Consider the following 13,142-nt stretch of genomic DNA (forward strand, 5'->3'; position numbering starts at 1 on the left):
GTTTTTTATTTAAATTCCCGCAAAAAATGATAAAATTTAGTATATAATAAAAGAAAATAGCGATTTGTATAGTATGCTGCCTTTGTTGGTAAGTTAACTGAGTCGTTCTTTAGTAGTATTTCGTTCTCTGATCGTGAGAAATACGTTTAGAGGAAGAAATACATTTAACATAAATTAATTGGAAAAAGAGTAGGTGCAACAATGTTTAAACACGTAACAGTACTTTTGAAAGAAACAGTAGACGGCTTAGATATAAAGCCAGATGGTACATATGTAGATTGTACACTGGGGGGAGGAGGACATAGTTCTTATTTATTATCCCAATTGACTGATGGGGGAAAATTAATTGCTTTTGATCAAGATGAGATAGCGATTCAAAATGCAAAAGAAAAATTTTCTTCATACGGTGAGCAGTTTATAACGGTAAAGAGCAATTTCCGTTACTTATCTGAAAAACTACAGGAATTAGGCATCACAGAGGTAGACGGTATTTTATTCGATTTAGGTGTTTCATCCCCACAATTAGATACACCAGAGCGAGGCTTTAGTTATCATCATGATGCACCGTTAGATATGCGGATGGATCAAGATGCCCCATTAACAGCATATGATGTTATAAATAGCTGGTCATATGAACAACTCGTAAGAATTTTCTTCCAGTATGGTGAAGAGAAATTTTCAAAGCAAATAGCAAGAAAAATTGAAGCGTATCGTGAAAATAAAGCTATTGAAACGACAGGAGAATTAGTGGAACTAATAAAAGAAGGTATTCCGGCTCCTGCGCGTAGAACTGGTGGACATCCTGCGAAGCGAGTTTTCCAGGCAATCCGTATTGCTGTAAATGATGAATTGAAAGTATTTGAAGAAGCGTTGGAATCTGCTATTGAGATGGTCAAGCCTGGTGGAAGAGTTAGTGTTATAACATTCCATTCATTAGAAGACCGTATTTGTAAAACAACATTTAAGCGAAATAGTACAACGCCGCAATTGCCGCCAGGGTTACCAATTATCCCAGATGAATTTAAGCCGAAATTAAAGCTTATTACAAGAAAACCGATTTTACCTTCTGATATAGAGCTGGAAGAAAATAATCGAGCGCGTTCTGCGAAGTTGAGAATCGCTGAAAAACGATAAAAAGGAGAGAGAGGTATGACTAATTTAGCTGTAAAGTACAAACAACAAGCGCAAGAAGAGGTACAAATTCAAACGCCCCCACAGCAGATGGTTAAGCCGAAGGTTAAAGCAAAGATTACAAGGGTCGAAAAACTGATGTATGTAGCGTTTATTGGCTTTTTATTGTATGCCTGTGTAGCGTTTATTGGGAATAAAGCAGGGCTTTATCAAGTTAATGTAGAAGCAGCGACGATTGAAGAAAAAATTGTACAGCAGCAAAAAGAAAATCAAGAATTGCAGGCTGAAGTAGAGAAGCTAAGTCGCTATGAACGAATCGCTGAAGTTGCAAAAAAACATGGGCTAGAAATTAATGCGAATAATGTGAAAGGCCTCAAGTAAGGCAATAGGTGTGAAGGAAAGATGAAGAAAAATATGACTAAATTTCATACCAATAAAGGAGCAGGTTATTTTATGATATTTTTCCTCCTGCTCTTTTTGCTGTTATTAGCCCGATTTTTTTACATACAAGCGACAGGAACAGTGCATAATCAGGATTTGGATGAACTTGCTAGGCAAAAACATAGTAAAACAGGAGTTCTCGAAGCGAATCGAGGAACGATTTATGACCAAAATGGTCATGTGTTAGCGCAAGATGCAAACTCTTATAAACTTGTAGCTGAATTAAAAGGTGCGAAACCTGTTGAGAATAAAGAGGATACTGCAAAGAAAATTGCGGGAGTACTAGGAAAAGGCGAAGAGGATATTTTAGCTGCATTAAATAAGGAAGGCAGAAGTCAAGTCGAATTTGGAACACTAGGCAAGGATTTGACGAGAGAACAGAAGAAACAAATAGAGGCACTGAATTTGCCGGGAATATCTTTTATTACAGAAAATGCAAGAGTGTATCCAAACGGTGATTTTGCGTCTTACGTCATAGGTCATGCGAAACCAAATGAAAAGGGAACTTCGGTAGGACAATTTGGCTTAGAAAAAAGTTTGGATAAATATTTAAGCGCTTCTAACGGAAAGGTAGCATATACAGGCGATCGTAAAGGTGTATCTCTTGATGGTGGCAAAGTGAACGTAGAGGCACCAAAAAATGGAGATAACGTGTATTTAACAATGGATCAACGGGTTCAAAGTTATTTAGAAGATGCGATGAAAGCGGCGAGTAAACAATATGATCCAGAAAGTTTAATAGGGATTGTTGCGGATCCGAAAACTGGAAAAATATTAGCGATGTCTACTAAACCTAGTTATGATCCTAATGATCGTCAAATTAAATATTTCTTCAATGATGCGATTTCAAATGCATTTGAACCGGGGTCAACAATGAAAATTTTCACATTAGCGGCAGCTATTAATGAAGGTGTGTACAAAGGACAAGATTATTATCAGTCTGGTACATATCAAGTTGGAAACCGGAAAATAAAAGATCATAATGGCGGTGCTGGCTGGGGCTCTATTACCTTCGATGAAGGGGTAGAGAGATCTTCAAACGTAGCGTTTGCTATTTTAGGTGATCAAAAACTTGGTCCAGAACGTTTCCGTAAATATATTAATGCTTTTGGGCTAGATGAGAAAACAAATATTGATTTACCTGGTGAAGGTTCTAATACAATTTTATTTGATCAGCAAATACAGCAAGTAACAACGGCTTTTGGACAAGGTTCTACTGTAACGCCAATTCAGCTTGTACAAGCTGCAACGTCAATTGCAAATGATGGGAAAATGATGAAACCATATGCGATTGACAAAATTGTAGATCCGATAACAGGGGAAGTAAAATTAGAGCATAAACCAGAAGAAGTAGGAAAGCCTGTTACAAAAGAAACAGCAGCGCAAGTAAGACAGTTGTTAGAACGTGTTGTTACATCTCCGAAAGGAACAGGAACTGCTTATAAAGTCGATGGATATTCAGTTGGTGGTAAAACAGGGACAGCGCAAATTCCGGATGGAAAAGGTGGCTATATGACAGGGAGAGAGAATTATATATTCTCATTCTTAGGGATGGCGCCGATGGACGATCCGCAACTTGTTGTGTATGTAGCTGTTAAACAGCCGAAATTGAAAGATGATGAGAACGGTGCACAGCCGTTAGCTGATATTTTTAAATATGTAACAAAAAATAGTTTAGAGTATTTAAAGATAAAGCCAAATGAAGTGAAAGATCCGAAGAAACATTTAAAAGAGCAACAAACTGCTGTTCCGGATGTAACTGGTAAAACGATGGCTGAAGCGGGGAAAGCAATTGAAAAAGCAAAACTCCGTCCAATCATACTTGGTGAAGGAAAAGTGCAGCAACAAGTACCGAAAGCAACTGAACAAACATTAAAAGGCGATCGAGTCTTCTTAGTGGGAGATAAGCCAACAATGCCAAATATACAAGGGTGGGCACTGCGTGATGTTATGAATTTGGCGAAAACATTACAGCTTAACTTAAAACCTTCTGGTACCGGATACGTAACTGAACAAAGTGTAGCAGAAGGAACGTTACTGCAACCGGGTACAGAATTAGGTGTAACACTAGTGCCACCACTTGAACCGCAACAAGAAGCAGAAAAACCATAATGGTAAGAAGCAAGGAGTTCTAATTAAATAAGTACAAGCATATATTGGAACAAGCTAGGCGTAAGGGAGGCTTGTTCCAATATGCGTGTATCAAATGTAACGGTTAGAAAAAGACTTATTTTTATACTTATATCAGGTATACTTATTTTCACTATCATCGATATTCGTCTTGGATATGTACAGTTTTTTCTTGGGAATATGTTAACGGATCGCGCGAAAGATTCGTGGAGTCGTAATATTACTTTTGAGCCTGAAAGAGGGAAAATTTTAGACCGAAACGGTGTGGAACTTGCCACAAATAAAAGTGCCCCAACGGTATTTGTAGTACCGAGGCAAATTGAAAAACCAGCAGAGACTGCAGAGAAGTTAGCTGCAGTATTAGGTGTGGAAAAAGACGAGATTTATAAGAGGGTTACAAAAAAGGAATCAATTGTAAGATTAGATAAGGGTGGCAGGAAAATATCGCATGACAAAGCGAAAGAGGTACGAGGATTAAGTTTAAAGGGAGTTTATATTGCAGAGGATTCTATCCGGTACTATCCATTTGGGAATTTTTTATCACATGTATTAGGGTTTGCAGGTAGTGATAATCAAGGTCTTATGGGGTTAGAAAAATATTATGATAAAGAGCTGAATGGTGATAAAGGTCATGTCCGTTTTTTTGCAGATGCGAAAGGACAAAGAATGCCTAATATTGGTGATGATTTCAAAAAACCAGAAGCTGGATTGAACTTAGGCTTAACAATTGATGCGCGTATTACGAGAATTATGGAAAGAGAAATGAATATCGCAGAGTCAACGTATAATCCCGACGGTATGATTGCAATTGCAATGAATCCAAAAAATGGTGAAATTTTAGGCATGTCGAGTCGACCGAGTTTTGATCCAGCAGATTTTCAAAGTGTTTCTCCAGAAGTGTATAATAGAAATTTACCTGTATGGAGTACGTATGAGCCTGGTTCAACATTTAAGATCATTACGTTAGCGGCCGCTTTGAATGAAAATTTAGTAGACTTAGAGAAAGATACGTTTTATGATGATGGAGCAGCTGAAGTTGGTGGGGCCAGATTAAAATGTTGGAAAGCTGGAGGTCATGGTAGCCAGACGTTTTTAGAAGTCGTTCAAAACTCGTGTAACCCAGGGTTTATTGAACTTGGTGATCGTCTTGGTAAAGACAGATTGTTTAAATACATTCGCAACTTCGGCTTTGGACAGAAGACTGGAATCGACTTGCAAGGTGAAGGTAGTGGGATTTTATTTAATTTAGATAAAGTTGGTCCAGTTGAGCAAGCAACAACCTCATTTGGGCAGGGTGTTTCAGTTACACCAATTCAACAAGTAGCAGCTGTAGCAGCGGCTGTAAATGGTGGAACGTTATACCAACCATATATAGCTAAGGAATTTATTGATCCGAAAAATAATCAAGTTGTTAGTAAAAAAACACCTGTTGATAAAAGGAAAGTTATTTCCGAGGAAACTTCAGAAAAAGTTCGTTATGCATTAGAGAATGTTGTAGCGAAGGGATCTGGTAAAGGTGCGTTTATTGACGGATATCGTGTAGGTGGAAAAACAGGTACTGCTCAAAAGGTGAAAGATGGTAAATATTTAGAGAATAACTATATAGTATCTTTTATTGGTTTTGCTCCAGCGGATGATCCGCAAATTGTTGTTTATGTAGCTGTCGATAATCCAAAAGGAGTCACTCAATTTGGTGGAGTAGTAGCGGCTCCAATTGTTGGGAATATTCTTCGGGATGCACTTCCTGTTATGGGAGTGAAACCTAGAAAAGAACAAGTTGAGAAAGAATATAAATGGGGCGACACACCAACTGTTGAAGTTCCAAATTTAATTGGCATGAAAAAGAAAGATTTACAAACTCAACTTGTTGATTTGAAGCTAGATATAAGCGGAGATGGAGAGAAAGTAATTAAACAATCACCAGAAGCTGGGGCCAAGGTAAAAGAAGGCTCAAAAATTAGAATTTACTTCGGGAATTAAAGGTAACATAATGTGTTTTATGGTACAATTGGTGGAAGTGAGTTCTTTATAGAAGAGTTACTTAATTTGAGACAGCAAGTGTCTCATTAATAAATAGGTCTATGTATTAGACGATAGCAGCACGTACCTCCTATTTAAATTAACTAGGAGGTAATGTGTTGCTTACTAAAAAAGAGATAAATAAACAATGTAGAGAGGGTTTAGTGAAATGAAGTTGCATACACTTGTATCATGTTTGCATGATTTTCCAGTTGTTCCAAAAGAAAATCCAGAAATCACATCTATTGAAGCTGATTCACGTAAAGTGAAAGAAGGAAGCTTATTTGTATGTATGAAAGGGTATACGGTTGATAGCCATAATTTTGCTAAGCAAGCAGCGGCACAAGGAGCGGCTGCTATTGTTGCGGAAAGACCAATTGATGTTGACGTTCCAGTTGTACTTGTGAAAAATACTTTTCGTTCGTTAGCGGTTTTAGCTGATTATTTTTATGGTCAACCAACACACAAGTTACATTTAATCGGTATTACAGGTACAAATGGAAAGACAACAACATCGCATATTATGGATGAAATTATGCGCGCACATGGTCACAAAACAGGGCTAATTGGAACGATTAATATGAAAATCGGTGATGAAACATTTGAGGTGAAAAATACAACACCAGATGCACTAACACTTCAACAGACGTTTTCAAAAATGGTTGAACAAGGTGTAGATAGCACAGTAATGGAAGTTTCGTCTCATGCTTTAGATCTTGGGCGTGTACACGGATGCGATTATGATGTTGCAGTATTTACGAATTTAACACAAGATCATTTAGACTATCATAAAACGATGGAAGAATATAAACATGCGAAGGGCTTGCTTTTTGCACAGCTTGGCAATAGTTATAATCATAATCGTAAAAAATACGCTGTATTGAACAGCGATGATCCAGTTACGGAAGAGTATATGAGAAGCACAGCGGCAACTGTTGTAACTTACGGTATAGATGTTTCAAGTGACATTATGGCTAAAGATATCGTTATGACGAGCGGTGGTACGACATTTACACTTGTAACACCGTATGAAAGTGTAGATGTTACGATGAAATTAATTGGTAAGTTTAATGTATACAATGTGTTGGCTGCTACAGCAGCAGGGCTTGTTTCGGGCGTGAGCTTACAAACAATTATTGATGTAATTAAAGAGCTTGCTGGTGTGCCTGGACGTTTTGAAGTTGTTGATGGTGGACAAAATTACACAGTTATTGTGGATTATGCACATACACCCGATAGCTTAGAGAACGTTCTAAAAACAGCGAAACAGTTTGCGAACGGTGACGTGTATTGTATCGTTGGTTGTGGTGGTGATAGAGATCGCACGAAAAGGCCAGTGATGGCAAGTGTCGCGATAGAATATGCAACTCAAGCGATTTATACATCAGACAATCCAAGAAGCGAAGATCCAGTGGCTATTCTAGATGATATGATAAAAGGTGCAAAAGGGAATAATTATGAAGTAATTGTTGATCGAAAAGAAGCGATACGCTATGCTATTTCGAAAGCCAAAGCAGAAGATATTATTATTATTGCTGGTAAAGGGCATGAAACGTATCAAATTATTGGTAAAGAAGTTCATCATTTTGACGATCGTGAAGTTGCTAAAGAAGCAATTACAGGGCGTCTAAACAACGAAGAGTAACAACGTGAGAGGAGGACTACATGTGCTTGAGCAAGGTTTATTAGTAACGGCAGGGGTAGCATTCTTAATTTCTGTTGCCCTTTCGCCACTGTTTATTCCATTTTTAAGAAAATTAAAGTTCGGACAGAGTATTCGTGATGAGGGACCGAAGTCACATCAAAAAAAATCAGGGACACCAACGATGGGCGGTATTGTCATATATGTATCTATGATGGTAACGACCTTAATTATGGCAATTAAGTTTAATCATTTAGGTGCAGAGGTTTCGTTACTATTATTGGTGACATTTGGTTATGGATTAATTGGTTTTTTAGATGACTACATAAAGGTAGTTAAGAAAAGAAATCTTGGTTTAACATCGAAACAAAAATTACTAGGACAGCTTATTATTGCAATTGCGTTCTTTTTAATTGGAAAAGGGCAAGCATTTCACACATACATTATGATTCCAGGGACGGATGTTAAGTTTGAACTAAGCTGGGCGTATTTTGTTCTTGTATTATTTATGCTTATTGGTGGGTCGAATGCAGTTAACTTAACTGACGGTTTAGATGGTTTATTATCGGGAACAGCCGCTATTGCATTTGGAGCGTTTAGTATTATTGCTGTGGCACAAGAGCAATTCGGAGTAGCAATATTCTGTATGGCAGTTGTAGGAGCTGTACTTGGATTTTTAGTATTCAATGCGAATCCAGCGAAAGTATTTATGGGAGATACGGGTTCCTTAGCTTTAGGTGGAGCGATCGCAGCTGTAGCAATTTTACTAAAACAAGAATTGTTACTTGTAATTATTGGTGGAGTATTCGTAATGGAAACTTTATCTGTTATTATTCAAGTCATTTCGTTTAAAACAACCGGAAAGCGTGTCTTTAAAATGAGTCCATTACACCATCATTATGAATTATGTGGTTGGTCAGAATGGCGCGTCGTTGTGACGTTTTGGTCTGTAGGATTTTTATTAGCTATGTTAGGAATTTATATCGGGGTGTGGATGTAATTGAAAACTGTAACTGAATTTCAAAATAAAAATATTCTTGTATTAGGCATTGCAAAAAGTGGTTATGCAGCAGCTACCTTGTTACAAAAATTAGGGGCAAATGTTATTGTAAATGACGGAAAGCCTTTAGCAGAAAATACGCTTGCTGCAGAATTACAAGCAAAAGGAATGGACGTTGTATGCGGGGGGCATCCTTTGGAATTATTAGAGAGAAATATTTCTCTTGTAGTAAAAAATCCAGGGATTCCGTATTCTAACCCAATATTAGTTGCTGCGAAAGAAAAGCAGATTCCAATCGTTACGGAAGTTGAATTAGCATACCGTATTTCAGAAGCGCCATTTGTTGGCATTACGGGGTCTAACGGTAAAACGACGACGACAATGCTTACGTTTGAAATGCTAAAAGAAGGACGAAAGCATCCTATTATTGCAGGGAACATAGGCACTGTAGCTTGTGAAGTAGCACAGGATGCAAAAGAGAATGAAGTTGTAGTTACAGAACTTTCATCGTTCCAACTGATGGGAGTAGAATCGTTCCAGCCTAAAATCGCTGTGTTTTTAAACTTATTTGAGGCCCACTTAGATTATCATGGGACGAAGAAAGAATATGGTTTAGCAAAAGCTAATATTTTTAAAAACCAAACAGAAAACGATTATAGTGTAATAAATGCAGATGATGCAGATGTGATGGCTTTATCTGCTTATAGTAAAGGTCAAAAAATACTATTCTCGACAGCGAAAGAAAATGAAGATGGTGCGTGTATAAAAGATAACGCTCTTTATTTCAAAGGTGAAAAAGTTGTTGAAGTAAGTGATATTGTTTTACCTGGTCAGCATAATTTAGAGAATATTTTAGCTGCGATGAGTATTGCGAAACTATTAGGTGTTTCTAATGAAGCTATTACGGTTGTGTTAAAACGTTTTACAGGTGTAAAACATCGTTTAGAATATGTAACAACTATTAACAACCGTAAGTTTTATAATGACTCAAAAGCGACGAATATGTTAGCGACTGAGAAAGCTTTATCTGCGTTTACACAACCAATTGTGTTATTAGCAGGTGGGCTTGATCGTGGAAATGAATTCGATGATTTAATTCCATATTTCAAAAATGTAAAAGCGCTTGTAACATTTGGACAAACAGCACCAAAATTAGTAAGAGCAGCAGAAAAAGTGGGATTAGATATAATTGAAAGTGTCGACACTTTAGATGAAGCAGTAGTGAAAGCTTACGCTCATTCTACGGAGGGCGATGTAATTCTTCTTTCCCCAGCATGTGCAAGCTGGGATCAATTTAAAACATTTGAAGAAAGAGGAGACATTTTTATACAAGCTGTGCATAAACTTATATAAAGTAAATCAAAACATCAGTAGGCTAACACCTACTGATGTTTTGTTACATAGGGCAAAAGATTCTGCCTAAAGAGGTGGTGTTCATGGCTAATGAAGAAGACGCCTGATTATATTCTTATTATCGTTACACTTGCGTTGTTAACAATCGGAATGATTATGGTTTATAGTGCGAGTGCGGTTTGGGCCTCTTATAAAATGGGGGATTCATTCTTTTTTGCAAAAAGACAATTGTTGTTTGCGAGTATTGGTGTAGTGGCTATGTTTTTTATCATGAAAATTGATTATTGGGTGTGGCGGACATATTCAAAAGTAATTTTGCTAGTTTGTTTCGTTCTTCTTATTCTCGTTCTAATTCCAGGAGTAGGTCTTGTCCGTGGGGGAGCACGAAGTTGGATTGGAATCGGTGCATTTTCCATTCAACCGTCAGAGTTTATGAAATTCGCGATGATTATTTTTTTAGCAAAATTTTTAGCGGAACGACAAAAGTTAATTACATCGTTTAAACGTGGATTACTACCTGCTCTTAGTTTTGTATTTCTTGCTTTTGGGATGATTATGTTACAGCCAGATCTTGGTACGGGAACGGTAATGGTTGGGACATGTATTATTATGATATTTATCTCGGGAGCAAGGGTCTTTCATTTTGCAATGTTTGGTTTGCTTGGTGTAGCAGGATTTGTAGGGTTAATTGCATCAGCACCATATCGAATGAAACGCATCACATCATATTTAGATCCGTGGTCGGATCCGCTCGGAAGTGGATTTCAAATTATTCAATCGTTACTCGCAATTGGACCTGGTGGTTTATTTGGGCTTGGACTTGGGCAAAGTAGACAAAAATTTCTTTATTTACCTGAACCACAAACAGACTTTATATTTGCAATTTTATCCGAGGAATTAGGTTTTATTGGCGGTTCATTTGTGTTATTATTATTTAGTCTATTACTATGGCGCGGGATTCGTATAGCATTAGGAGCGCCAGATTTATATGGTACGTTTTTAGCAGTAGGTATTGTGGCGATGATTGCGATTCAAGTAATGATTAATGTTGGTGTTGTAACGGGACTAATGCCTGTTACGGGTATTACTTTGCCATTTTTAAGTTATGGTGGATCAAGTTTGACCTTAATGTTAATGGCAGTAGGTGTATTATTGAATATAAGTCGCCATTCTCGCTATTAAACCCTGTTTAAAAGACAGGGTTTTTCGTATGTGTGGAAAATACAATATGTATATGGAAATAAATACGATTGAATAAGAACAGGGAAGTGGAGGAATTAGTAGTGCGAGTATTAGTAAGTGGTGGGGGTACTGGAGGCCATATTTATCCAGCTCTTGCTTTAATTAGAGAAATAAAAAAATTAAATCCGGAAGCAAGATTTTTATACATCGGTACAGAAAATGGATTAGAGAGTACCATCGTTCCAAAAGCTGGTATTCCGTTCCAATCTATTGTTATAAGTGGATTTAAACGAAAAATATCGTTAGATAATGTGAAAACGGTTATGCGTTTTCTAAAGGGTGTACAAGATAGTAAACGATATATTCGTCGTTTTAATCCGGATATAGTGATTGGAACGGGTGGATACGTATGTGGACCTGTTGTATATGCGGCAGCAAAACTGGGTATTCCAACTATTGTACATGAACAAAATAGTGTACCAGGTGTAACGAATAAATTTTTAAGTCGTTACGTTGATAAAGTTGCGGTTTGTTTTGAAGCAGCTACAGAACATTTTCCACAGTCAAAAGTGGTAATGACAGGTAATCCGCGAGCATCAGAGGTAATGGATCAAAACGGAATGAAAGGGAAACGTTCAGTTGGTCTATCTCTTCCTAAAAAGTCCGTACTTATTTTTGGGGGAAGTCGCGGAGCTAGACCGATTAACGATGCTTTCGTAGAAGCGATTGAACAGTTTGGAAATAAAAGTTACGAAGTATTGTACGTAACAGGTGAAGTGCATTATGACAAAGTGATGGATGCTGTGAAGGAAAAAGGCAATCCGAATAATGTTATTATTAAACCTTTCATTCATAATATGCCAGAGGTACTAACTGGCGTTGATCTTGTTGTTTCAAGAGCCGGAGCAACAACACTTGCAGAATTAACAGCATTAGGTAAGCCGAGTGTGTTAATTCCGAGTCCGTACGTAACAAATAACCATCAGGAGAAGAATGCACTTTCAGTTGTTGATAAAGGAGCGGCGAAAATGTTACTTGAAAAAGAATTAACAGCTGAAACGCTTATTCGTGATATTGATGAGATTTTATTAGATACACAAACATTACAAAATATGAAGCTAGCTGCTAAGCAACTAGGTATTCCTGATGCAGCAAATAAGTTGTATGGAGTAATGAATAAGCTTGTGAAAAAATAACGTTAGGTGAACGCCCTGCATATTACTGTAATAAGGAAACTTAATATTGGGGGAGAGCGTCTATGGAACAATTAGTAAATGAGCTTATAGAAGCAAATGTTGGTCGCGTGTTAGTTAACGAGCCGTTAGCACGTTATACAACTATGAAGATAGGTGGACCAGCTGATATTTTAATTGTGCCAAAGCATGTTGCCGGTATTGAGAAAATATTGCAGTTAGTAAAGAAATATAAAATAAAGTGGACTGTAATTGGTCGAGGTTCAAACCTTCTTGTATCTGATAAAGGAATAGAAGGCGTTGTTATTCGTTTAGGAGAAGGATTAGACCACTTAGAGGTCGAAAAACATAGGGTAAGAGTGGGTGGCGGATATCCCCTTATTAAATTGTCAACATTACTTAGTCGCCAAGGGTTGGCTGGATTGGAATTTGCAAGTGGTATTCCAGGGAGTGTCGGTGGTGCAGTGTATATGAATGCTGGAGCACATAAATCAGACATATCAAACATATTGTCAAAGGCTCTAATTCTATTTGAAAACGGAACAATTGAATGGTTAACGAATAGAGGAATGGAGTTTTCATATCGTACATCTGTATTGCAAACGAAACGTCCTGGTATTGTTTTGGAGGCGGAGTTTCAATTACAGGTAGGAGAGCGTGAGGAGATCGTAAGAAACATGCAAAAGAATAAAGATTACCGCCGTGAAACACAACCGTGGAATCATCCTTGTGCTGGAAGTGTGTTTCGGAATCCAATCCCGTATTTTGCAGGAGATTTAGTAGAGAAAGCTGGGCTTCGTGGCTATCAAATAGGTGGAGCTCAAATTTCTGAAATGCATGGGAATTTTATTATTAATACTGGGGGAGCCTCAGCGCAAGATGTATTAGATTTGATTTCATTAATAAAGCATACAATTAAGGATAAATTTGGTGTAGAAATGCACACAGAAGTAGAAATCATTGGAAGATAACGGTTATTCATTCCGCTCATTATCATTTATGTTATAATAAGAAGATAAGAACGGCATGAGGAACATGCCGTTCTTTATGT

10 protein-coding genes are annotated in these 13,142 nt (G+C 37.5%); all 10 read left to right on the forward strand.

The genetic code is table 11. The annotated features are described in order from the left end of the window. Positions 1-201: 201 nt before the first annotated feature. A complete protein-coding gene (gene rsmH / locus JDS81_RS04085) occupies positions 202-1,134 on the forward strand; it encodes a 16S rRNA (cytosine(1402)-N(4))-methyltransferase RsmH (RefSeq protein ID WP_000472506.1) in 933 nt (310 codons plus the stop codon). Between the two features lie 15 nt (positions 1,135-1,149). Then, a complete protein-coding gene (gene ftsL, locus JDS81_RS04090) occupies positions 1,150-1,512 on the forward strand; it encodes a cell division protein FtsL (protein ID WP_000182809.1) in 363 nt (120 codons plus the stop codon). Between the two features lie 21 nt (positions 1,513-1,533). After that, positions 1,534-3,684 (forward strand): penicillin-binding protein, encoded by a 2,151-nt coding sequence (locus JDS81_RS04095; protein WP_000739951.1) that lies wholly within the window; start codon positions 1,534-1,536, stop codon positions 3,682-3,684. A gap of 81 nt (positions 3,685-3,765) precedes the next feature. Beyond that, on the forward strand, positions 3,766-5,682 hold the full coding sequence (locus JDS81_RS04100) for a stage V sporulation protein D (protein WP_001266240.1): 1,917 nt from the start codon (positions 3,766-3,768) through the stop codon (positions 5,680-5,682). 208 nt (positions 5,683-5,890) lie between these two features. After that, complete coding sequence (gene murE, locus JDS81_RS04105; RefSeq protein ID WP_097954274.1) at positions 5,891-7,366, forward strand: UDP-N-acetylmuramoyl-L-alanyl-D-glutamate--2,6-diaminopimelate ligase; 1,476 nt, start codon at positions 5,891-5,893, stop codon at positions 7,364-7,366. Positions 7,367-7,388: 22 nt separating this feature from the next. After that, a complete protein-coding gene (gene mraY, locus JDS81_RS04110; RefSeq protein ID WP_000893065.1) occupies positions 7,389-8,363 on the forward strand; it encodes a phospho-N-acetylmuramoyl-pentapeptide-transferase in 975 nt (324 codons plus the stop codon). Further along, positions 8,364-9,716 carry a UDP-N-acetylmuramoyl-L-alanine--D-glutamate ligase gene (gene murD / locus JDS81_RS04115; RefSeq protein WP_000860109.1) on the forward strand — a complete coding sequence of 451 codons (1,353 nt, stop codon included), beginning with the start codon at positions 8,364-8,366 and terminating at the stop codon, positions 9,714-9,716. A gap of 90 nt (positions 9,717-9,806) precedes the next feature. After that, positions 9,807-10,898: a stage V sporulation protein E gene (gene spoVE / locus JDS81_RS04120; RefSeq protein ID WP_000753526.1), complete on the forward strand. Its 1,092-nt coding sequence runs from the start codon at positions 9,807-9,809 to the stop codon at positions 10,896-10,898. A 101-nt stretch (positions 10,899-10,999) separates the two neighbouring features. Further along, positions 11,000-12,094: an undecaprenyldiphospho-muramoylpentapeptide beta-N-acetylglucosaminyltransferase gene (gene murG, locus JDS81_RS04125; protein ID WP_001265419.1), complete on the forward strand. Its 1,095-nt coding sequence runs from the start codon at positions 11,000-11,002 to the stop codon at positions 12,092-12,094. Between the two features lie 62 nt (positions 12,095-12,156). Further along, positions 12,157-13,062: a UDP-N-acetylmuramate dehydrogenase gene (gene murB, locus JDS81_RS04130; RefSeq protein WP_000437053.1), complete on the forward strand. Its 906-nt coding sequence runs from the start codon at positions 12,157-12,159 to the stop codon at positions 13,060-13,062. The last annotated feature ends 80 nt before the right edge of the window (positions 13,063-13,142 follow it).

It is taken from the genome of Bacillus cereus group sp. N31, assembly GCF_016483245.1.
In the GTDB taxonomy this organism is placed as follows: domain Bacteria; phylum Bacillota; class Bacilli; order Bacillales; family Bacillaceae_G; genus Bacillus_A; species Bacillus_A toyonensis.

Excerpts from the sequence above, each read along its gene's own strand:
- murE (WP_097954274.1), top strand. The coding sequence starts at position 5,891 with ATGAAGTTGCATACACTTGTATCATGTTTGCATGATTTTCCAGTTGTT.
- murB (WP_000437053.1), top strand. The coding sequence starts at position 12,157 with ATGGAACAATTAGTAAATGAGCTTATAGAAGCAAATGTTGGTCGCGTG.
- spoVE (WP_000753526.1), top strand. The coding sequence starts at position 9,807 with ATGAAGAAGACGCCTGATTATATTCTTATTATCGTTACACTTGCGTTG.
- JDS81_RS04100 (WP_001266240.1), top strand. The coding sequence starts at position 3,766 with ATGCGTGTATCAAATGTAACGGTTAGAAAAAGACTTATTTTTATACTT.
- rsmH (WP_000472506.1), top strand. The coding sequence starts at position 202 with ATGTTTAAACACGTAACAGTACTTTTGAAAGAAACAGTAGACGGCTTA.
- JDS81_RS04095 (WP_000739951.1), top strand. The coding sequence starts at position 1,534 with ATGAAGAAAAATATGACTAAATTTCATACCAATAAAGGAGCAGGTTAT.
- ftsL (WP_000182809.1), top strand. The coding sequence starts at position 1,150 with ATGACTAATTTAGCTGTAAAGTACAAACAACAAGCGCAAGAAGAGGTA.